At 74.9% G+C, this 21,047-nt stretch carries 14 protein-coding genes; 7 read left to right on the forward strand and 7 right to left on the reverse strand.

Features of this window, described 5'->3' with window-relative positions:
* Positions 1–91: 91 nt before the first annotated feature.
* The 6 genes from ACFSJS_RS06780 (at position 92) to ACFSJS_RS06805 (ending at position 5,129) form a co-directional block, all read left to right on the forward strand.
* The gene (locus ACFSJS_RS06780; RefSeq protein WP_380897838.1) at positions 92–1,111 is read left to right on the forward strand and encodes a YihY/virulence factor BrkB family protein; all 1,020 of its coding nucleotides are present in this window, start codon (positions 92–94) and stop codon (positions 1,109–1,111) included.
* A gap of 211 nt (positions 1,112–1,322) precedes the next feature.
* The gene (locus ACFSJS_RS06785) at positions 1,323–1,676 is read left to right on the forward strand and encodes a phage holin family protein (protein WP_380897840.1); all 354 of its coding nucleotides are present in this window, start codon (positions 1,323–1,325) and stop codon (positions 1,674–1,676) included.
* 120 nt (positions 1,677–1,796) lie between these two features.
* A complete protein-coding gene (locus tag ACFSJS_RS06790) occupies positions 1,797–1,991 on the forward strand; it encodes a hypothetical protein (RefSeq protein WP_380897842.1) in 195 nt (64 codons plus the stop codon).
* 310 nt (positions 1,992–2,301) lie between these two features.
* Entirely contained in the window at positions 2,302–3,066 is a 765-nt protein-coding gene (locus tag ACFSJS_RS06795; protein WP_380897845.1) for a DedA family protein, read from the forward strand.
* Positions 3,067–3,446: 380 nt separating this feature from the next.
* Positions 3,447–4,334, forward strand: a complete 888-nt coding sequence (locus ACFSJS_RS06800) for an RNA polymerase sigma factor SigF (RefSeq protein WP_380897847.1) — start codon at positions 3,447–3,449, stop codon at positions 4,332–4,334.
* Between the two features lie 231 nt (positions 4,335–4,565).
* On the forward strand, positions 4,566–5,129 hold the full coding sequence (locus ACFSJS_RS06805) for a hemerythrin domain-containing protein (protein ID WP_380897849.1): 564 nt from the start codon (positions 4,566–4,568) through the stop codon (positions 5,127–5,129).
* A 128-nt stretch (positions 5,130–5,257) separates the two neighbouring features.
* Here the strand turns inward: ACFSJS_RS06805 and ACFSJS_RS06810 are convergent, their stop codons facing one another.
* On the reverse strand, positions 5,258–7,843 hold the full coding sequence (locus ACFSJS_RS06810) for an ATP-dependent Clp protease ATP-binding subunit (RefSeq protein ID WP_380897850.1): 2,586 nt from the start codon (positions 7,841–7,843) through the stop codon (positions 5,258–5,260).
* Between the two features lie 262 nt (positions 7,844–8,105).
* Here ACFSJS_RS06810 and ACFSJS_RS06815 point away from each other — a divergent pair, with 262 nt between their 5' ends.
* Complete coding sequence (locus ACFSJS_RS06815) at positions 8,106–12,617, forward strand: HAD-IC family P-type ATPase (protein ID WP_380897852.1); 4,512 nt, start codon at positions 8,106–8,108, stop codon at positions 12,615–12,617.
* Between the two features lie 136 nt (positions 12,618–12,753).
* Here the strand turns inward: ACFSJS_RS06815 and ACFSJS_RS06820 are convergent, their stop codons facing one another.
* From ACFSJS_RS06820 to ACFSJS_RS06845, 6 genes are all read right to left on the reverse strand, one after another.
* Positions 12,754–13,203 (reverse strand): SRPBCC family protein, encoded by a 450-nt coding sequence (locus ACFSJS_RS06820; protein ID WP_380897855.1) that lies wholly within the window; start codon positions 13,201–13,203, stop codon positions 12,754–12,756.
* A 130-nt stretch (positions 13,204–13,333) separates the two neighbouring features.
* The gene (locus ACFSJS_RS06825; RefSeq protein WP_380897858.1) at positions 13,334–14,218 is read right to left on the reverse strand and encodes an SDR family oxidoreductase; all 885 of its coding nucleotides are present in this window, start codon (positions 14,216–14,218) and stop codon (positions 13,334–13,336) included.
* A 158-nt stretch (positions 14,219–14,376) separates the two neighbouring features.
* Positions 14,377–14,796: a DUF2795 domain-containing protein gene (locus ACFSJS_RS06830; RefSeq protein ID WP_380897860.1), complete on the reverse strand. Its 420-nt coding sequence runs from the start codon at positions 14,794–14,796 to the stop codon at positions 14,377–14,379.
* A 134-nt stretch (positions 14,797–14,930) separates the two neighbouring features.
* Entirely contained in the window at positions 14,931–16,643 is a 1,713-nt protein-coding gene (gene ctaD / locus ACFSJS_RS06835) for an aa3-type cytochrome oxidase subunit I (protein WP_380897863.1), read from the reverse strand.
* 388 nt (positions 16,644–17,031) lie between these two features.
* The gene (locus tag ACFSJS_RS06840) at positions 17,032–18,147 is read right to left on the reverse strand and encodes a CPBP family glutamic-type intramembrane protease (RefSeq protein WP_380897866.1); all 1,116 of its coding nucleotides are present in this window, start codon (positions 18,145–18,147) and stop codon (positions 17,032–17,034) included.
* Positions 18,148–18,415: 268 nt separating this feature from the next.
* The gene (locus ACFSJS_RS06845) at positions 18,416–20,869 is read right to left on the reverse strand and encodes a SpoIIE family protein phosphatase (RefSeq protein WP_380897868.1); all 2,454 of its coding nucleotides are present in this window, start codon (positions 20,867–20,869) and stop codon (positions 18,416–18,418) included.
* Positions 20,870–21,047: the final 178 nt, after the last annotated feature.

Below are 21,047 nucleotides of genomic sequence, written 5' to 3' on the forward strand. Positions count from 1 at the left end.
CGGGCGGTCGCCCGCACGGCGGCGGGAACCTCCCGGACGGCCGCCCCCGCACGCACGGGGGCGGCCGTCCGGGCTCCGAACGAGGTGGCACATGGCGAAGCACAGGTTCGAAGAGCAGCGGGGGGAACGGGCGGCGGAGACCGGGGAGACGCCCCGGAAGCCGGCGGACCTGCCCAAGCGGTCCTGGACGGGCGTGCTCAAGCGCACGGTCGCCGAGTTCCGGGACGACAACCTCACCGACTGGGCGGCGGCCCTCACCTACTACGGAGTCCTGTCCATCTTCCCCGCGCTGCTGGCGCTGGTGTCGGTCCTGGGCGTGATCGGCAGGTCCGCCATCCAGCCCCTGATCGACAACGTCGGGAGCCTGGCCCCCGGCGCCGCGCGGGACATCCTCGAGACCATGCTGACCCAGCTGCAGAACAACCAGGGCGGCGCGGGACTGGCGCTGATCATCGGTGTCGCCCTGGCGGTGTGGTCGGCCTCCGGCTACGTCGCGGCCTTCATGCGCGCCGCCAACGCGGTCTACGACATCGGCGAGGGACGCCCCGCCTGGAAGAAACTGCCCGTGCGGGTGGGCGTCACGCTCGCCCTGCTGGTGATCCTGGCGCTGAGCTCGATCGCGGTCGTCTTCACCGGCGGCCTGGCGGAGCGGGCGGGCGACCTCATCGGCCTGGGCAGCACCTTCCTGACCGTGTGGAGCATCGCCAAGTGGCCGGCGCTGGTCGTCCTGGTCAGCCTGATGATCGCGCTGCTGTACTGGGCCGCGCCCAACGTCCGGCACGGCGGCTTCCGCTGGGTCAGCCCCGGCAGCCTGGTCGCCGTCCTGCTGTGGATCGCCGCCTCGCTCGGCTTCGCCCTCTACGTCGCCAACTTCGCCAACTACAACAAGACGTACGGCAGTCTGGCGGGCGTGATCATCTTCCTGATCTGGCTGTGGATCTCCAACATCGTGATCCTGCTGGGGCTGGAGCTGGACGCCGAGATGCAGCGCGGACGGGCCATCCGGGCCGGCCACCCGGAGGACGAGGAGCCCTACGTCGAACCGCGCGACACCCGCAAGCTCCCTCCGGAGGAGAGGCCCGGCACGGCCGACGGGCCCCGGGACGGCTGACGTCCCGCGGCGCGCGACGGCACGGCGGCGCCCCGGCGGTCCCCTCCGCCGGGGCGCCGCCGCGCCGTCCCGGCCCGCACCTCCGCCCGTGCCCTCCGGCGCGGGCATCCTCCGGGCCGCGGCGGGTAGGGGGAAGCCACCGCCGGCCAGGCGGGCCCGGGAAGGACGGACGTGCGGCACCGGGCGGACGCCCGGGGAGGCGAGGAGGACGATGGCGAGCGGCAGGTCGGGGGAGCAGATCGCGGAGGCGGTCGAGCAGGTGGCCCACGAGGCGTCCGAACTGCTCCGCGACCGGCTGCGGGGAGCGGGCGACGGGCTCCGCGCCGCGGCGCGGCGGACGGGCGCGGGCGGCGCGCTCCTGGGCGCCGCCGGTGTGTGCGGGCTGCTGGCGGTGGGCACCGCCCACCGCGCGGCGCTGAGCGCGCTGGAGTCGGCGCTGCCCCGCCCGCAGGCGGCGGCCGTGCTCTGCCTGACGTACGCGGTCGGCGCGGGCACTCTGGCCAGGGCGGGCCGGGAGCGGCTCAGGAGCGCCGGGCGCGCCGCGGGGGCGGCGCGCCCGGCGTGAGCCGAGCCGGCGGCGCGGGGCGGGGCGGGCCGCGCGGTGCGAGGGCATCAGCCGCAGATGCGCGGGTACGCACCAGATGACCCCGATCGCCGGGATCGGACCGAGCAGAGGAGGTTCGCTGTGAAGGGTGAACACGACAAGGAGGAGTCCTCCGCGCGGCACCGGCCGCAGCTGCGCACCGGCGGGGACCAGCCGGTGGATCCCGAGGACCTGGTCAGGCTCTCCGGTCGCGAGCCCACGCCGGAGCGCGTCGAGCGGGCCAGGAAGCAACTGGAGGAGCACGGGGCCGCGGCCGTGGAGAGGTACCTCCCCTGAGTCCCGCGTCCGGGTGCGGGCATCCCGTGATGCACGGCGGCACCGCCCGCGGCACTCCGCGGGCGGTGCCGCCGTGTCCGTCCCTTTCCCTCCTCCCTACGACGCTCCCCGATGCCGGAAGAGGAGGGAAGGGCGGACGGGATGAGCGGGCAGGCGGGCCCGGAAGGGCGCCCGGCGCCGGAACCGGAGCGTCACCGATCGCGTTGTAGGTTGTAGCCGTGAGTGCCAACCGGCACCGTGACGCCCGGGCGACACATGAGCCTGTGGCCTCGCCTCAGGCGCATGTCCCCGTCTCAGGAGCATGTCTTAAGTGACGAACCTCGCGCTCGGTCCGAGCTGGCTGGACCCGGACTACCTCATCCAGACCTTCGGTCTGATCGGCATCCTCTGCATCGTCTTCGCCGAGTCAGGGCTGCTCATCGGCTTCTTCCTGCCCGGTGACTCGCTGCTGTTCACCACCGGGCTGCTGGTCGCCACCGACCAGTACCTGCACTACCCGCTGTGGCTGGTGTGCCTCCTGGTCGTGGTCTCGGCGATCCTCGGCGACCAGGTCGGCTACATGTTCGGCCGGAAGGTCGGCCCGGCCCTCTTCCGGCGGCCCGACTCCCGCTTCTTCAAGCAGGAGAACGTGGAGAAGGCCCACGAGTTCTTCGAGAAGCACGGCCCCAAGTCCCTGGTGCTGGCCCGCTTCGTGCCGATCGTGCGCACCTTCACGCCGATCATCGCCGGTGTCAGCCGGATGGACTACCGCAGCTTCCTGGTCTTCAACGTCATCGGCGGCGTGCTGTGGGGCGCGGGCGTGACGCTCCTGGGCGCGGCCCTGGGCCAGGTGCAGTTCGTCCGCGACAACATCGACTTCATCCTGGTCGGCATCGTGCTGCTGTCGGTGCTGCCGATCGTCGTCGAGTACCTGCGCGCCCGCCGCCAGTCCCGCGCGGCGGAGGCCGCCGGCCGGACGGTCCCCGGTGTGGCGCCCACCGCCGGGGCCGGGGCCGGGGCCGCCGCGGCGGTGGCGGACGGCGCGGTCCGGTCCCCGGCTCCCGCCCGGGGGCGGGGCCGCCACGCCAGGCGCTGAGGGAGGCCGCCGCCCGCCGGAGTGCGGCGGGTATCCGGCCGACGGAACCCGCGGGTGCCCGCCGCGTCCATCCGGACGCGGCGGGCACCTGGTGCGTCCGGGTGGCCGCGCCGGGGTCGCGCCGGGGCCTTCGGGCCCGCTCCGCCGCTGGTCCGGGGCCCGCCTGAGGTGCGGGCGGCCCTCCGGCTGGACGCCTGGGCGGTGTGAACGTCCCGCCCGCCCGGAGTGGGGTGTGAAGGCGCATCCGATATGCTCCTTTTTACCCCGGGTGACTGTCAGGTCGTGTGTGTACGCAGACGGAACCTCACCCGGATGGGCGTGTGGGCCGTCCGGGGGCGGGTACGCGCCGTGCTGCATGTGACAGGTCACAAGAGGAGGGCATGATGCGTAGCCTGAGCCCGGAGGTTCAGCTGACGAGCGGTGACGTCTTGCCGGACCAGGAGCAGGAGACGGTCGTTCCCGATCTTCCCGACCTGCCCAGGATCGAGGACGCGGGCAAGGTGGCGCCCCGCGACGCCCGGCAGCTGTCGAAGCTCTTCTTCGAGCGGCTGAGAGCACTGGAGGAGGGGACGCACGAGTACCAGTACGCGCGCAACACCCTCATCGAGCTCAACCTGACCCTGGTGAACTACGTCGCCTCCCGCTTCCGCCACCGCGCCGAGCCGATGGACGACATCGTGCAGGTCGGGACCATCGGCCTGATCAAGGCCATCGACCGGTTCGACCTCGACCGGGAGGTGGAGTTCACCTCGTTCACCGTCCCGTACATCGTGGGGGAGATCAAGCGCTTCTTCCGCGACACCAGCTGGGCCGTGCGCGTCCCGCGCCGCCTCCAGGAACTGCGCATCGAACTGGCCCGCGCCAACGAGGAGCTGGGCCGCAGGCTGGGGCGCTCCGCCACCACCGAGGAGCTGGCGGAGTTCCTCGACGTCACCGTGGAGGAGGTCGTCGAGGGCCAGGTGGCCAGCAACGGCTACGTGGCCGGCTCCCTCGACCTGCCGGTGGGCGACGAGGGCAAGGACACCTCGCTGGCCGACCAGCTCGGCGACGTCGACCCGGCCCTGGAGAAGGTGGAGAACCTCCACGCCCTCAAGCCCCTGATGGACCGGCTCGACGAGCGCGACCGCCGCATCCTGCAGATGCGCTTCGGCGGGGACATGACCCAGTCGGAGATCGGCGCCGAACTGGGCATCTCGCAGATGCACGTCTCACGGCTGCTGAGCAGGGCGCTGGCGCGGCTGAGGGAGGGCATGCTCACGCAGAAGTAGCCGGACGGGCCGTTCGGAGCCGGGGGAACCGGCGGACGGCCGCCCCGGCAAGGCCCCGCGGGGCCCGGCACACCGAGCCGGGCCCCGCGCCGGTGTGCCCGCACGGCGGTCCTCACCCGCCGGGCGGCCCTTCGGCCACTCGGCCGGACGGCGTTAACCGCGCCGGCTCCGGGAAGACGTGCGACACGGCAGGCAGCTGCCGATGCGCTGGACGACGGAAAGGCACCGATCATGGGACACGGCGGCGACGTCATCGACGAACTGAGCACGGACCACCGGGAGGTCGAGGAGCTCTTCGGCAGGATCGAGGCGCTGCCCCCGGGCGACCGGCGGCGCAAGGAGTTCGCGGACCAGGCCGTCATCGAGCTGGTGCGGCACGCCGTCGCGGAGGAGCAGTACCTGTACCCGGCGGTGCGGGAGTTCCTGCCCGACGGCGACGAGGTCGCCGACAAGGAGCTCGAGGACCACTCCGCGGCCGAGCGGACCATGAAGAAGATGGAGGGCCGCGACGCGGACGACCCCGAGTTCGACCGGCTCGTCGCCGAGCTGATGCTGGAGATCCGCTCCCACATCAACGACGAGGAGCGCAACCTCTTCCCGCGGCTGCGCCAGGCCGCGACCGAGGAGCAGCTGAACGATCTGGGGGAGAAGGTGCGCAAGGCCAAGAAGACGGCCCCGACGCGCCCCCACCCGTCCGCGCCCGACACCCCCCCGGCGAACAAGATCATGGACCGGGGAGCGGGCATGGTGGACCGCGTCCGCGACGCCCTCACCGGCCGCGGCAAGGGCCACTGACGCCCGCCCCGCCGGGCGCGTGGGGCCGGGGGATCACCGAAGCGGCCGCCGGCGCCTTCCCGGGCGCCGGCGGCCGCTGAGGCTCGGTGCCGTCCGGCCGGGTCACGGGCGGACGGCACCGGTCCGGGTCACGGGGCCGGGGCGGACGCGGCCGGGGCGCGGTGGAAGGACAGCCCGCCCTCGCCCACGTCCACCCGCAGCCGGGTGTGCGGCGCCAGCTGTCCGCCCAGCAGCATCCGGGAGAGCGGGTTGTCCACCTCCCGCTGGATGGTGCGGCGCAGCGGCCGGGCGCCGTACTCGGGCTGGTACCCGTGCCGGGCCAGCCAGTCGACGGCCTGCGGGGTGAACTCGATCTCCACGTCCTGGGCGTGCACCCGCCGCCGCGTCTCGTCCAGCAGCATGTCGGTGATCCGGCGCAGTTGCTCGTCGGAGAGCCGGCGGAAGACCACGATCTCGTCGATGCGGTTGAGGAACTCCGGCCGGAAGTGCTCCCGCAGCGGCCGCAGCACCCGCTCGCGGCGCGCGTCCTCGTCCGCCTCGGCGCCCGCTGCGGCGGAGGCGAAGCCCAGGGCGCCGCCGCGCCCGGTGATGGCCTCCGAGCCGAGGTTGCTGGTCATCACGATGACGGTGTTGGTGAAGTCCACCGTGCGGCCCTGGGAGTCGGTCAGCCGCCCGTCGTCCAGGACCTGCAGCAGGATGTTGAACAGGTCCGGGTGCGCCTTCTCCACCTCATCCAGCAGCAGCAGCGAGTACGGGTGGCGGCGCACCGCCTCCGTCAGCTGCCCGGCCTCCTCGTGGCCGACGTAGCCGGGGGGAGCGCCGACCAGCCGGCTGACGGTGTGCCGCTCCTGGTACTCGCTCATGTCCAGGCGGACCATGCGGTCGTCGGTGCCGAACAGCGCCTCGGCCAGCGCGCGGGCCAGCTCCGTCTTGCCGACGCCGGTGGGGCCGAGGAAGAGGAAGCTGCCGATCGGCCGGTCGGGACTGGACAGCCCGGCCCGCGAGCGCAGCACGGCGTCGGCGACGACGGAGACCGCATCGTCCTGGCCGACGACCCGCCGGTGCAGGTGCTCCGCCAGGCCCAGCAGACGGCTCTTCTCCTCCTGGGTCAGGCTGCTGACGGGGATGCCCGTCTGCCGGGAGACGATGTCGGCGATGTCCTCGACGCCGACCTCGGCGATGCGGTCGCCGACCGGTTGCCGCCCGTCGCCCTCGCCGATCCGCCGCTCCACCTCGGCCAGCCGGTCGCGCAACTCCCTGGCCCGCTCGTAGTCCTCGTCGGCCACGGCCTGGTCCTTGTCCCGGCGCAGCTGCTCGGCCTCGCGCTCCAGCGCCCGCACGTCGGTGCCGCGGGTGGCCGAGCGCAGCATCACCCGCGCGCCCGCCTGGTCCATGAGGTCGATCGCCTTGTCGGGCAGGAAGCGGTCGGTGAGGTAGCGGTCGGACAGCTCGACGGCGGCCAGCAGCGCCTCGTCGCTGTAGCGGACCTGGTGGTGGGCCTCGTAGCGGTCCTGCAGGCCGCGCAGGATCTCCACGGCGTCGGCCGTGGACGGCTCCGGCACCAGGACGGGCTGGAAGCGGCGGGCCAGGGCGGCGTCCTTCTCGATGTGCCGGCGGTGCTCCTCCAGCGTGGTGGCGCCGATGACGTGCAGCTCGCCGCGGGCCAGGGCCGGCTTGAGCATGTTGCTGGCGTCCATCGAGCCGCTCTCGCCACCGCCGCCGGCACCCACCACGGTGTGCAGCTCGTCGATGAAGACGATCAGCTCGTCGCTGTGCCGGCGGATCTCGTCGACCAGACCGCTGAGCCGCTCCTCGAAGTCGCCCCGGTAGCGGGTGCCGGCGACCAGGGTGCCGATGTCGAGCTGGACGACGCGGCGGCCCAGCAGGTTGTCGGGCACGTCGCCGTCGGCGATGCGCTGCGCCAGGCCCTCCACGATGGCGGTCTTGCCCACGCCCGCCTCGCCGATCAGCACCGGGTTGTTCTTGCCCCGCCGGGCCAGGATCTCGATGGTCTGCTCGATCTGCTCGTCGCGGCCGATGACCGGGTCGACGCTGCCCTCGCGGGCGAGCTCGGTCAGGTCGCGTCCGAACCTGTCCAGGTTGGGGGTGGCGCTGCCCCCGCCACCGCCGCCGCCGTGTCCGCTCGGGGCGGGCGGGCGCTCGCCCGGTCCCGGGGCACCGGACTGGTAGCCCTCCGGCAGGCCGGAGGAGCGCGCGTCGAAGTGGGCGGCGTTGAGGATCTGGCCCGCCGCGGAGTCCCGGTTGGCGGCCAGCGCCACCAGGACGTGCTCCGGCCCGATGTAGGAGGCGCCCGAGGAGCGGGCGACGTTGTGGGCGTCCATCAGCGCCCGCTTCACCGCGGGGCTGACGGCGATCGACTTGCGCGGCGGGCCGTCCCCGGCGTGCCGGTCGATCTCCTCGACGATGGTGTCGGGGTCGCCCCCGGCGCGGGAGACCATGGACCGGGTCGGGTCGGTGGTGAGGGCCGCGCGCAGCAGATGCTCGGTGTTGAGGTCGGTGCTGCCGTGCTGGGCCGCGTACGACGCCGCGTCGGTGACGAGCTGCCGGGCGGGCTCGCTCATCAGCCGGACGAAGTCGAAGTACCGGGGCCCGGGACGCTGTCCGCCGGACGGGGCCGCGCCCAGGAAGCGCGCGAGGAACTCTCCGAGGGGATCCCGGCCGTAGTCGTCGGGACCCAGGTACCCGCTGGTCATAGATGTCCTCCCGCCGGTCCGGCCGTCCCGGCCGGGCCGCGCTGCTCGTCTGGGGTCCGTCACTCTCGACACCCCGGGGTTCCCCCTCGTCGCGCGGCGACACGTGGCGGGGCGGCCGACTTCCCGCCCGCGCGCCGCGATCGGGGGCGGGGCGCAGGTGTGAACCGCGCCGGAGGGTGAACCCGGGAGCGTGCCGGTCCGTGAGGGAGTTCCGCTGCGGTTCCGGACCGCCCGGCCGGTCCGGAACGGGAAGGGCGTGCCGATGTCACTGCTGCCGGGTCTGAACACTCTGGTGACGCCCGTGTCCGGGCTGCTCCCGCAGGGGGTGGCGGCCGGGCTGCGGGAGGCCGCGGACGTCGCGGGCGGGGTGGCCGGGAGTCTGGTGGGGCTGCCCCGCCGGGACGTGTGGTCCCGGCCGGGCCGCTGCCACATCGTCGTCCACGGGGTCCACACCCCGGAGGGCGAACGGATCGCCCGGCGCGTGGAGCGCACGCTGGAGGCGCACCCGGGGGTGCTGTGGGCGCGGGTGAACGCCCCGGCGGGACGGGTGGTGGTGGCGCTGGCGTCGCCACCGCCGCCCGAGCGGGAGCTGGTCGCGCTGGTCGAGCGCGCCGAGAGCGGCGCCGGGCCCGTCCCGTGCGAGGAGGACGAGCACGGGGAGTGGTGCCATGAGCCCCACCACCCGTGCGAGGGCCCGCGCACCGGCCAGTCGGTCTCGGCCCTGGCGGCGGACGCGGCGGGGCTGGCGCTGTCCACCCTCAACCGGATCGCCCCCTGGACCCCGCTGCCGCCCGAGGTGGCCGCCCTCACCGGGGCCGTCGCCCGGCACCCGCGGCTGCGCGCGCTGGTCTCCCGGGGGCTGCACGACCCCGAGCAGGCCGAGTCGCTGCTGCCGGTGGCCAGCGCGCTGGCCCAGGGCGTGGCGACCCGGGGCGGGGGACTGGCCCTGGACGTCGTCCAGCGCCTGGCCCAGTGGCGGGAGGCGGACGCCCACCGCCGGGCGTGGGAGGCGGCCGAACCGCACCTGGCGCGCGGCCCGGAGTACGCCGGGGCCGGCCCGGTCGCGGTGGAGCGCCCCGTCCCCGCCCCCGGGGACGCGGCCGACCGCTACGCCGAGCGCTCGATGGCCCTGGGGGTGCTGGCCGGCGCGGCCGCGGCACCCTTCGCCGGACCGCGGCGCGGCCTGGCGGTGGCGCTCTCGGCGGTGCCCAAGGCCCCCGACGCGGGCCGGGAGGGCTTCGCCACCACCCTCGGCCGGGCCCTGGCCCTGCGCGGGGCCACCGTCATGGACCGGGGCGCGCTGCGCCGGCTGGGCCAGACCGACACCGTCCTGCTGGACGAGGACGCGCTCAGCGGCAGCCGGCTGGAACCGGTCGAGCTGGTGCCGCTGCGGGGCGCCGACCCGCGGGAGACCGCCGAGCGGCTCTTCGCCCTCCTCTCCCCGGAGGGGGCCGGGGGCTCCCGGGACTTCGGGGGTGCGGGCGGGGTGCGCCGCGACGGGGACGGCTGGGTGCTGGGACCGCTGGAGGAGCTGGAGCTGACCGGACCCAGGGGGGTCCGGGCCGCACACCGGCTGCGGGGGCAGGGCGCCGAGCGCGTGCTGGGCCTGGCCCGCGGCGGGCGGCTGGCGGCCCTGGCGGGCCTGGCCCGGCAGAAGGCGCCCGGCGCGGACGCGGTGGCGGCCGCGGCCCGGCGTGCGGGGGTGCGGGTGGTGCTGGCGACCGGCCGCCCCGAGCCGCTGTTCGGTTTCGCCGACGCCGTCGTCCCCGGCGGGGACCGCCTCGCCGCCTCCCTGCGGGGCCTGCAGGCGGACGGCGCGGTGGTGCTGCTGGTCTCGGGCGACCGGCGTGCGCTGGCCGCCGCCGACTGCGGCATCGGTGTGTACCGGGAGGACGAGCCGGCGGCCTGGGGTGCGCACGTCCTGGTGGGCACCGACCTGGAGTCGGCCGGACTGGTCGTGGACGCGGTGGGCGTGGCCGCCCGGGTCGACCACGAGAGCCGCTTCCTGGCCGCGGGCGGCAGCGGCGTCGGCGCCGTCGCGGCCCTCCAGGCCCACGGCGGCCGGGCGACCGCGCGGGGGGCCGCCGCGGGCACCGCCGCCGGGGCCGCCGCGTTCTGCCTGGGCACCTGGCGGGCCCGTCAGCTGCTGTCCCGTCCCGTCACCCCGCCGGTGGAGACCACGCCCTGGCACCTGATGCCCGCCGACCGCGTCCTGGAGCGGCTGGGCACCTCCGAGGAGGGGCTGAGCCGCGAGGAGGCCGGACGGCGGACCGGAGGGGAGGCCGCCGCCGGGCAGCCGGCGCGCATCGGCCTGCCCGCGGCGTTCGTCGAGGAGCTGGCCAACCCCCTCACCCCGGTGCTCGCCGCGGGTGCGGCCCTGTCGGCGTCCGTGGGCTCGCGGACCGACGCCGCGCTGGTGGCCGGGATCACCGGCGTCTCCGCGCTGGTGGGCGCGGTGCAGCGGGTGCGGACCGACCGGGCGCTGGAGGAGCTGTTCGCCCGTTCCGCGGTCGGCGCGCGGGTGCGCCGGGGCGGTGCCGAGCGGCTGGTGGCCGCCGGCGACCTGGCCGCCGGGGACGTCGTGGTGCTGCGCTCGCAGGAGGTGGTTCCCGCCGACTGCCGGCTGCTGCGGGCCGAGGGGCTGGAGGTGGACGAGTCCTCCCTGACGGGGGAGTCCCTGCCGGTGGCCAAGGACCCGGCGCCGGTGGTCGCCGCCCAGCTCGCCGACCGCCGCTCCATGCTCTACGAGGGCACCACCGTCTCGGCGGGCACCGCGGTGGCCGTGGTGGTGGCCACCGGACCGGCGACCGAGGTCGGGCGCAGCCTGGCCACCGCCCGCCAGAAGGCGCCCACGACCGGGGTGGAGTCCCGGCTGACCGCCCTGACCCGGACCAGCCTCCCGCTGGCGCTCGGTTCGGCGGCGGCGGTCGCCGGGGCGGGGATGCTGCACGGCCGTCCCCTGACCGACACCCTCGCCTCCGCCGTGAACCTGGCCGTCGCCTCCGTCCCCGAGGGGCTGCCGCTGCTGGTCAACGCCGCCCAGCTGGCCGCCGCCCGGCGGCTGGCCGACCACGGCGCGCTGGTCCGCAACCCGCGGACGATCGAGGCGCTCGGCCGCGCCGACGTGCTGTGCTTCGACAAGACCGGCACCCTCACCGAGGGCGACCTCCAGCTCGCCACCGTCAGCGACGGCGAGCACGAGCTGCCCGCCGACCGGCTCGACACCCCCTGCAAGCAGGTGCTGGGCGCCGCGCTGCGCGCCACCCCGCCGGCCCGCCCGTCCGAGCCCATGGAGCACCAGACCGACCGCGCGGTGGCGGCCGGGGCGCGGCGCGCGAAGGTGGCCGTACGGCAGGGCGCACCGCAGTGGCGGCGCACCGACGCGCTGCCGTTCGAGCCGTCCCGCGCCTACCACGCGACCGCCGGACGCACCGCGCGCGGCATGCTGCTCAGCGTCAAGGGCGCACCCGAGAACGTGCTGGAGCGCTGTGCCCGGCGGCGCACGGGCAAGGGCGAGCCCCGGCTCGACGCCGCGGCCCGGCGCCGCCTGACCGGCACCGCCGAGGAGCTGGCCGGTGCCGGGCGGCGCGTCCTGGCCGTGGCCGAGCGGCCGCTGGACCGGGGCGAGGACCTCACCGACGAGGCCGTGGGCGGCCTGACCTTCCTCGGCTTCGTCACCCTCGCCGACCCGGTGCGCTCCGGCGCCGCGCCGGCCACCGCGCGGCTGCGCGCGGCCGGGGTGCAGACGGTCATGCTCACCGGCGACCACCCCGCCACCGCCGACGCCATCGCCGCCACCGTCAGCGAGGACCCCGACCAGAAGGTGTGCACCGGCGCCGAGATCGACGCGCTGGACGACGAGGCGCTCGACGAGCTCCTGCCCACCCTGGACGTCATCGCCCGGTGCAGCCCCCACCACAAGGTCCGCATCGTCCAGGCCTACCAGCGCATCGGCCGGGTGGTGGCGATGACCGGCGACGGCGCCAACGACGCCCCCGCCATCCGGCTGGCCGACGTCGGCATCGCCCTGGGCCGCCGCGGTACGCCCGCCGCCACCGCCGCGGCCGACCTGGTGGTCGGCGACGACCGGCTGGAGACGATCATCGCCGCGCTGCTGGAGGGCCGCGCGATGTGGGGCTCGGTCCGCGGCGCGCTGGCCATCCTCGTCGGCGGCAACCTCGGCGAGGTCGCCTTCAGCGTGCTGGCCGCCGCGCTGACCGGCAGCTCCCCCCTCAACGCCCGGCAGATCATGCTCGTCAACCTCCTCACCGACCTCGCGCCGGCGCTGGCCGTCGCGGTGCGCGAACCGGCGGCGGAGGAGGCCGGCGAACGGCTGCTGAGCGAGGGACCCGACCGCTCCCTGGGAGCCGGCCTGAGCCAGGAGGTGCTGCTGCGCGGCGCCACCACCACGCTCGGCGCGGGACTGGCCTGGGGCGCGGCCCGGCTCACCGGACGGCGGCGGCGGGCCGGCACGGTCGCGCTGGCGTCGGTGGTCGGCACCCAGCTCGCCCAGACGCTCCTGACCGGCGGACCGGACCGCAACGTCCTGCTGGCCGGGGTGGGGTCGGCCGTGGTGCTGGTCGCCGTCATCCAGACGCCCGGGGTGAGCGGCTTCTTCGGCTGCACCCCGCTGGGGCCCGTGGGCTGGGGCATCACCCTCGGTTCGATCACCACGGCCACGCTGCTGGGGGCCGCCGCGACGCCGCTGGTGCGGCGGCTGACGCCGGAGGCGCCGGGCGCGTCCACCGCCGCGGGCGACGGCGGGCGGGGCTGACCGCGGGGCCGGCCGGCGCGCACCGGCGGGCGGCCCGCACGGCGGCGGCCCGCGGACACGTCCTTGCGTGTCCGCGGGCCGCTGCGCCGCAGGGCCGGGGAAGGGGGAGCCCCGCGTCCCCGGAGGTGCGGGAGGGTCAGACCCGGCCGCGCCAGGCGCCCGTCTCCGCGCCGCGCTCCTCGATGAACTCCTTGAACCGCTTCAGGTCGCCCTTGACGCGGTGGCGGACCACGCCGAGCTTGTCGCCGACGGTGTCGGCGAGGCCCTCGGGGTCGTGGTCCATCTGGAGCATCACCTTGGTCCGGTCGTCGTCGATGCGGTGGAAGGTGACCACACCGGCCTGCCTGACCTCGCCCTCGACCGTCGTCCAGGCCACGCGCTCGTCCGGGATCTGCTCGGTGATGCGGGCGTCGAACGCCCGCTCGGCGCCGCCGACCTTCGTCACCCAGTGGGTCAGCGTGTCCGTCTTCTGCTCGACCCGCTCGACGCCCTCCATGAACTCGGGGAAGGACTCGAACTGGGTCCACTGGTCGTACGCGGTGCGCACCGGGACGTGGACCTCGATCGACTCCTCGACCTTGGACATGCGGTACCTCTTCTCTCGCCGTCGCGCCTGCTTCGTACTGTTTCGTTCCGTCAACTCCCGCCTACCCGGGCGGATGAGGGCCATGCGGGTGCTTCCGCCGGCCCGCCCCGGCGCAGGAGCCGGGGCCCGGCTACGGCAGGGGGGTCCCACCGGTGGCGTTGACGATCTCGCCGGTGATGTAACTGGCCTCCTGGGAGGCCAGGAAGACGTAGGCGGGGGCCATCTCGGCGGGCTGGGCCGGCCGGCCCAGCGGGGACTGCTTGCCGAACTCGGAGGTGTCGGGCATCGTCGAGGGGATCAGCGGCGTCCACACCGGGCCCGGGGCCACGGCGTTGACCCGGATGCCCCGCTCCGCCAGGTTCTGGGCGAGCCCGTGGGTGAAGGCGGTGATGGCGCCCTTGGTGGTGGCGTAGTCCAGCAGGTGGGGACTGGGCTGGTAGCCCTGCACCGACGTGGTGTTGATGATGCTTCCGCCCGCGGGGATGTGCGGCAGGGCCATCTTGCACAGCCAGAACATGCCGTAGAGGTTGGTGCGCATCGTCCGGTCGAACTGCTCGGTGCTGATGCCCTCGATGCCCTCGGACTGCGCCATCTGGAAGGCCGCGTTGTTCACCAGGACGTCGACGCGGCCGAACTCCGCCACCGCCCGGTCGACCAGGCGGCGGCACTCGGACTCCTCGCGGATGTCGCACAGCACGGGGACGGCCCTGCGCCCCGCCTCCTCCACCAGCCGCGCCGTCTCGCGTGCGTCCTTCTCCTCCTCCGCGAGGTAGGTGAACAGCACGTCGGCCCCCTCGCGGGCGAAGGCGAGGGCCACGGCGCGTCCGATGCCGGAGTCGCCCCCGGTGATGACGGTCCTGCGGTCGGTCAGGCGGCCGCTGCCCCGGTAGGACGACTCGCCGTGGTCGGGCTCCGGGTCCATGCGCTCGGTCAGGCCCGGGTGCGGCTGGTCCTGCTGGGGGAAGTCCGGGCGCGGGTGGGCCTGGGTCGGGTCCTGCTGTCCGTGGTCGCTCATGCGGTCCTTTCTCCTCCGTCTCCTCGTGGGTGTCGGGTCGTCCGGCCGGCGGTACCCCCCGGGGCGGCCCGGAGACGGGCGTCCGCCCGGAGCCTCCGGCTCCGGGCGGACGTCGCCCGGGTGGGGACGGGGCGTCGCTCCGACGGCCGCCGCCCGTCTCAGGTGCGGTGGGTGACGTCCTCCGTGCCCAGGCCGAGGGCCCGGGCGATGTCCTGGACGTTCTGGAACTCCTGGCCGGCCGGAAGCCGCCCGGCCAGGCCCATCAGCCGGTCGGGGGCGTTGTTCTCGCGCAGTTTGTCCAGGACGGCGTCGCGGTCGGCCGGGTAGAGCTCCTTGCCCAGGTGCCGGGCCAGCTCGCTGCGCAGCTCCACGTCCTCCTGGTCCATGCCCGGAGGGGTGCCGCCGGTCAGGACGGTGTTCGGCGCGCGGTCCACGTCGGGCTGGTCCTCGGCCGAGGGCTGGAGCTCGTGGTCCTCCTCCATGCGGAGCGACCGGCCCGCGCGGAGCTCGCCCTCCATCTCCTGCTTGAGCTCGTCGTCCCGGGCGGCGCCGGTCTTGTTCTTGCCGTGCGTGGCCATGTCGTCCTCCCGAAGGTCGGGGCCGTGGTCGGCGGGGTGCGCCCACGTCCGTGCACGTCAGGCCGTGTTCCCGGCGGCAGGGCTATTACACCGCTTGCGGATGGTTCGTGATCATCGGTCCGCGTGCCGGGGAATCACCCCATGTCGCCCTTCCGCTCCGGGGTGACGTCGGTGATGTCCCTGCGGCCCACGTTCTCCGCCTGGTCGATGGCGGCGACGTCCGGATGGTGGAGGTCGAAGGCCGGGGCCTCGGAGCGGATGCGGGGGAGGGTGACGAAGTTGTGCCGCGGCGGCGGGCAGGAGGTCGCCCACTCCAGCGAGCGGCCGTAGCCCCACGGGTCGTCGACCTCGATCTTCGGCGCGTACTTCGCCGACCACCAGACGTTGTACCAGAACGGCAGGATCGACATGCCGAGCAGGAACGAGCCGATGGTGGAGACGGTGTGGAGCGCGGTGAAGCCGTCGGCCGCCAGGTAGTCGGAGTACCGGCGCGGCATGCCCTCGGCGCCCAGCCAGTGCTGGACCAGGAAGGTGGTGTGGAAGCCGACGAACAGCGTCCAGAAGGTGATCTTGCCGAGGCGCTCGTCGAGCATCCTGCCGGTGAACTTCGGCCACCAGAAGTGGAAGCCGGCGAACATCGCGAAGACCACGGTGCCGAAGACCACGTAGTGGAAGTGGGCGACGACGAAGTAGGTGTCGGTGACGTGCCAGTCCATCGGCGGCGAGGCCAGGATGACGCCGGTCAGGCCGCCGAAGAGGAAGGTGACCAGGAAGCCGATCGCCCAGAGCATCGGCGTCTCGAAGGAGAGCGAGCCCTTCCACATCGTGCCGATCCAGTTGAAGAACTTCACCCCGGTGGGGATCGCGATCAGGAAGGACAGGAAGGAGAAGAAGGGCAGCAGCACCGCACCGGTGGCGAACATGTGGTGGGCCCAGACGGTGAGCGAGAGGCCGGTGATCGCGATCGTCGCGCCGATCAGGCCGATGTAGCCGAAGATCGGCTTGCGGCTGAAGACCGGGATGATCTCGGTGATGATGCCGAAGAACGGCAGCGCGATGATGTACACCTCGGGGTGGCCGAAGAACCAGAACAGGTGCTGCCACAGCAGCGCGCCGCCGTTGGACGCGTCGAAGATGTGCGAGTTGAGGATGCGGTCCGACTCCAGGGCCAGCAGCGCGGCGGCCAGGGGAGGGAAGGCCAGCAGGACCAGCACGCTGGTCAGCAGGACGTTCCAGGTGAAGATCGGCATGCGGAACATCGTCATGCCCGGGGCGCGCATGCAGATGATCGTGGTGATGAAGTTGACCGCGCCCAGGATGGTGCCGAAGCCCGAGAGCGCCAGGCCCATGATCACCAGATCGGCGCCGATCTGCGGTGTCCGCGTGTCGTCGGAGAGCGGCGTGTACATCGTCCAGCCGAAGTCGGGTCCTCCGTCGGCGGTGAGGAAGCCGCCCACCGCGATCAGCGAGCCGAAGAGGTACAGCCAGTACGAGAGCGCGTTCAGCCGGGGGAACGCCACGTCGGGCGCCCCGATCTGCAGCGGCATGATCGCGTTGGCGAAGCCGGCGAACAGCGGGGTCGCGTAGATCAGCAGCATGATCAGGCCGTGCATCGTGAAGGCCTGGTTGTACTGGTAGTTGCTGACGAGTTGGAGGCCGGGGCGCGCCAGCTCGGCCCGGATCACCAGCGCCAGCAGTCCGGCGAGCGTGAAGAAGGCGAACGAGGTGACGAAGTAGAGGGTGCCGATCTTCTTGTGGTCGGTGGTGGTCATCCAGGCGACCGCCACGGCCCCCACGGTCCTTCTGCGCTTGTCCTTCGGTTTGAGCTCGTCCGTCTGCACTGCCATGGCTCGTGTCCTCTCGCCCCGCCGGTGCGGCCGGCCCGCCCGCGCGCCTTCCGCCCTCCGCGCGCCTTCCGCCCTCCGGCGCCCGCCCCGCCGCAAGCGGTATGGGCGATATGTTCCGGTTGCGGTTGTTTACCGGCTCCTGCCTGGGTGTGTGATGGTAGTGAGGTGTTTGCTGTCTTCTGTCTTACGCGGGAGAGGCGCGCGTGGCAACGGCACCGCCCGTGTGTCCGCGGCTCCGCTCGCGCCGCACCGCTCCGCTCCCCGGTCCGGACTGCCCGTCAGGGGCACCCGGATCGGGGAACGGAGCGGTCGGAAGCCACCGGTCGGAGAGGGTGACCGCGCCGCGGCGGCCCAAACCTCCCGGACCCGCGGGCGCGCCGGGCCGGCCTCACGCCCGCCGCGCGCCGCCGCGCACCCGGCTGCCCTCCGGCGCGGTGGCCGGCGCGAACCGTGCCAGCCACAGCGCGAACGCCGCCCCGGAGCAGAACAGGGCGGCCAGGACGAGGGAGCCCAGCACGGCGGGGGAGGGGACCAGGGACGCCGCCAGGTCGTAGACGACGTGCCCGGCGACCAGGGGGGTGAGCCTGCCGGTGCGCAGGTACAGCAGGAGGGCACAGGACCCCAGCAGGACCAGGGCCACACCGGGCGCCCCCAGGTACAGGTGCGCGGCCACCCGCAGCAGCAGGCTGAGCGCGCACAGGACCCACAGCGGCCGCCGGGCGGCCCGGCCCAGCACCACCACGGCACCGACCAGCACCATCTCCTCCGCGACCCCCGTGAACAGCACGTTGGCCACCATGTCCGCAGGGCCCCGCCAGCCCAGCGCCGCACTCTGCGCCCGGTCCAGGACGGGCAGCCAGGGCACGGTCTCCGGCAGCCCCGCCTGGAGGCGGGCCATCCAGGTGACGGTGGTGGAGGCGAGGACGACCACGGCTCCGAACACGGCCACCGCCACCAGCCGCCCGGCGGCGGTGCGCGCTCCGCGCGGGCCGACGCCCAGGCCCCGCCACCCCGCGCCGTGCGCGACGGCCAGCTCCCCGCAGAGCCACGCCAGCGAGGCGGTGGTGGCCAGACTCCCCGCCACGCCCCACACCGTCCCCCCCGGCCCGTCCGGCCCGTCCGGCCCGACCAGGGCGGCGGCGCGGCCCGCGACGGCGGCGGCCGCCAAGGCGAGGGCCGCGCGCCGGCGGGCCGCATCCCACCGGGACGGACGGGCCCGCACGAGAGCGACCAGCCGCACGCCGGCGGCCAGCGAGCACAGCAGCCGCAGCCACGGCAGGACGGCGGCGGACCAGCCGTGCACCGGCGCACCGGAGAGCCGGGCGAAGTCGAGCAGCGAGCCGGCGAGCGGCACGGCACAGGTGACCAGCAGCAGGAAGCACAGGTCGCGTTCGGCCGCCCGGGGGCCCGGCAGCCCGCCGCGGCGCGCGGTGGCCGCGCCGGGCGCGGCGCGGCCGGGGCGGTGCGGACGGTCGGTGGCGGTCTCCGGTGGGCTGTGGACCACGGGGGCTCCCGTACGTCGGTGGCGGGCCGGACGGTACCGGCGGAGCGGCCGTGCCGTGCGGACGGCTCTCCTTGCGCATAGCCGGTTGCGGGCGGCCGACACCCGCGGCGGCGGTACCGGCACATGCCATCTCCGCGGTGACGGGCCGCCGGTGACCGCCGCGGGCCGCGAAAGGGCAGCTGAGAAGGGGGTATGAAGCGGTGTCAGGACGCTGCGGCGGCGCACGCCCGGAAGCCCCGCGCCCGGCGCCCGCGCGGCCCGGCACGGCTCAGAAGATGTTCAGCGGGATCTCCGGCGGCGCCCCCACCACCTGCTCGGTCCAGATGGTCTTGCCCGACGGGGTGTAGCGGCTGCCCCAGCGGCGGGCGAGCTGGGCGATGAGGAACAGGCCGCGCCCGCCCTCGTCGGTGAGCCGGGCGCGGCGCAGGTGGGGCTGGGTCTGGCTGGGGTCGGAGACCTCGCAGATCAGCGTCTTGTCCCGGATGAGCCGCAGCCCGATGGGCGGTCCGGCGTAGCGGATGGCGTTGGTGACCAGCTCGCTGACGATCAGTTCGGTGGTGAAGGCCATCTCCTCCAGGCCCCACCGGGCCAGTTGGGCGGTGACCAGCTCGCGGGCCTGCCCGACGACGGTGGGGTCCGCGGTGAACCGCCACGCCACGGTGGCGCCCTCCGGCAGGGCCTTGACCCGGGCCACCAGCAGCGCCACGTCGTCGGCCGGCGCCTCGGACAGCACGTGGTCGACGGTCGCGCGCCCGATGTCGGCGGGGGAGCCGCCGGCCGCCACGGCGGCGTCCATGCCGTCCCGCAACAGCCTGAGTTGGTCCTGCACGTCCCCGCCGCCCCCGGAGTGGGCCAGCAGCTCGTTGGTGTAGAAGCCCAGCACGCTCCCCGGACCGAGGTGCAGCTCGACGGGCTCGAAGGGCATGCCGCCCTCGCCCAGGGCCGGTCCGGGCCTGAGGTCCACGCAGCGGGTGTGCCCTTCGGGGCTGGTCAGCACCGGCGGCGGGTGGCCGGCGCTGGCCATCACGCACCGCCCGGTGATCGGGTCGTAGACGCAGTACAGGCAGGTGGCCCCGACCACGCCGGAACCGCCGTCGGAGGACTGCTCGGTGTAGGCCAGCCGGATGACCAGGTCGTCCAGGTGGGTGAGCAGCTCCTCCGGGGGGAGGTCCAGGTCGGCGAGGGTCTGCACGGCGGTGCGCAGCCTGCCCATGGTGGCCGTCGCGCTCAGCCCGTGCCCGGCCACGTCGCCGATGACGAAGGCGACCCGGGTGGAGGAAAGCTGGATGACGTCGTACCAGCTCCCGCCCACCCCCGCGGCGGTGCCCGCCGGCACGTAGGTGCCGGCGGTCTCCGCCGCGCTGAGCTCCGCGCCCGCCGGGGGCAGCAGGCTGCGCTGGAGGGTCTCCACGGTGCGCAGCTCCGAGGTGTAGCGCCGGGCGTTCTCCACGCTCAGCGCGGCACGGGAGGCGATCTCCTCCGCCAGGGGCACGTCGTTGGGGGTGAAGGGGACGCGGCCGTCCTCCCGCCACAGGCCCAGCACGCCCAGGACACGGCCCCGGGCGTGCAGCGGGACGATCAGCGCGGAGGCGGCCGCCCCGGGGAACAGCAGGCGGGACCGCTCCGGGTCGGGGTCCAGCCGGTCCTGCAGGCTCTCCAGATCGGGCACCAGCACCGCCTGCCCGTCGCGCAGCGCCTCGCTCTCCATCTCCCGGACGCGCAGCGCCTCGCCGCGCTGGTGGGTCCCCTCCGGCCAGGGCCCGCCGGCCGAGGCGACCGCGATCCGGCGCAGCACCGTCCCGGAGCCGAAGGAGCCGGGCTCCTGGCCGTGGAGGACCGTCTCGACCAGGTCCACGCAGGCCAGGTCCGCGAGGTCGGGGACGAGGATCCCGGTCAGCTCCTCGGCGTTGCGGGTGGCGTCCAGGGTCTGGCCCAGGCGCCCGGCGGCCGCGTGGAGGAGGGCCAGCCGGCGCCGGGCGGTGTACTGCTCGGTGATCTCGGTGAAGACCGTCGCGGCACCGACGACGCGTCCTTGCGGGTCCTCCAGCCGGAACGCCGAGGAGGACAGGATCCGCTCCTGCCCCGGGGCGCTCAGCCGGCGCGCCGAGTGCTCCCAGTCGATCAGCGGCTCGCCGGTCTCCAGCACCCGCCCCAGCCGCTCCTCGATCGCCGCGGCGTCCTCCGGGACGAGGATCTCGGAGAAACGGGCGCCCCGGGGGCTCCGGGCGGCGAGTCCCTCGGCGGACAGGCCGAAGAGGCCGGGATCGAGGTTGGTGCGGGTGACCAGCAGGTCGGTGTCGACGACGAGCAGGCCGATGCGGCTCTGGGTGACCAGCGCGCGGATCAGCGCCTGGTCCTCCGACCAGCGCCGCCCCGCCGCGGCGGGGACGGCGCAGACCAGGAGGCGCGCCTCGCCGCCCGGCGGCAGGGGGAGCACCTCGGCGGACACCTCCACCGGCAGGCCGTCCCGGTGCCGTACGGTCGTGCGCACCTCCACGGGCTCCCGGGGGAGGTCGTCCCCGTCCGCTCTGTCCCACGGCCCGGGGCCGGTGACCAGGTCGGCCATCCGGCGCCCTTGGACCTCCCGGGCGGGGAAGCCGACCAGGTCCAGCACCGAGGCCGTGCACTGCAGCACGACCCCGCGCCCGTCCAGCACGAATGCGGCCGCCCCGCTGCGCGGGAAGCCGGGATCGGCGGCGTGGTGGTGCGTGGTCGGGTTCACTCGGCTGCCTCGCTCCGGGAGTGCGACGCTACTGGGGGCCATTCAACCCCGACCGGGGCGCGCACGCATGGCGTCGGCGGTCGCGTGCCGGTCCGGTCGGCGCGTGCCGTGCCGCACCGGGTACCCCCGGAGCCTGCCGCGAACCGCCGCGGCCCGGCCCCGGCCGCGGCGCCGCCGG

This window comes from Streptomyces desertarenae (assembly GCF_042681365.1).
GTDB classification, from domain to species: domain Bacteria; phylum Actinomycetota; class Actinomycetes; order Streptomycetales; family Streptomycetaceae; genus Streptomyces; species Streptomyces desertarenae.

What these genes read in the sequence shown, in the direction of transcription:
- ACFSJS_RS06780 (WP_380897838.1), top strand. Translation starts at nt 92, where the DNA reads ATGGCGAAGCACAGGTTCGAAGAGCAGCGGGGGGAACGGGCGGCGGAG.
- ACFSJS_RS06785 (WP_380897840.1), top strand. Translation starts at nt 1,323, where the DNA reads ATGGCGAGCGGCAGGTCGGGGGAGCAGATCGCGGAGGCGGTCGAGCAG.
- ACFSJS_RS06800 (WP_380897847.1), top strand. Translation starts at nt 3,447, where the DNA reads ATGATGCGTAGCCTGAGCCCGGAGGTTCAGCTGACGAGCGGTGACGTC.
- ACFSJS_RS06805 (WP_380897849.1), top strand. Translation starts at nt 4,566, where the DNA reads ATGGGACACGGCGGCGACGTCATCGACGAACTGAGCACGGACCACCGG.
- ACFSJS_RS06810 (WP_380897850.1), bottom strand. Translation starts at nt 7,843, where the DNA reads ATGACCAGCGGGTACCTGGGTCCCGACGACTACGGCCGGGATCCCCTC.
- ACFSJS_RS06815 (WP_380897852.1), top strand. Translation starts at nt 8,106, where the DNA reads ATGTCACTGCTGCCGGGTCTGAACACTCTGGTGACGCCCGTGTCCGGG.
- ACFSJS_RS06820 (WP_380897855.1), bottom strand. Translation starts at nt 13,203, where the DNA reads ATGTCCAAGGTCGAGGAGTCGATCGAGGTCCACGTCCCGGTGCGCACC.
- ACFSJS_RS06825 (WP_380897858.1), bottom strand. Translation starts at nt 14,218, where the DNA reads ATGAGCGACCACGGACAGCAGGACCCGACCCAGGCCCACCCGCGCCCG.
- ACFSJS_RS06830 (WP_380897860.1), bottom strand. Translation starts at nt 14,796, where the DNA reads ATGGCCACGCACGGCAAGAACAAGACCGGCGCCGCCCGGGACGACGAG.
- ctaD (WP_380897863.1), bottom strand. Translation starts at nt 16,643, where the DNA reads ATGGCAGTGCAGACGGACGAGCTCAAACCGAAGGACAAGCGCAGAAGG.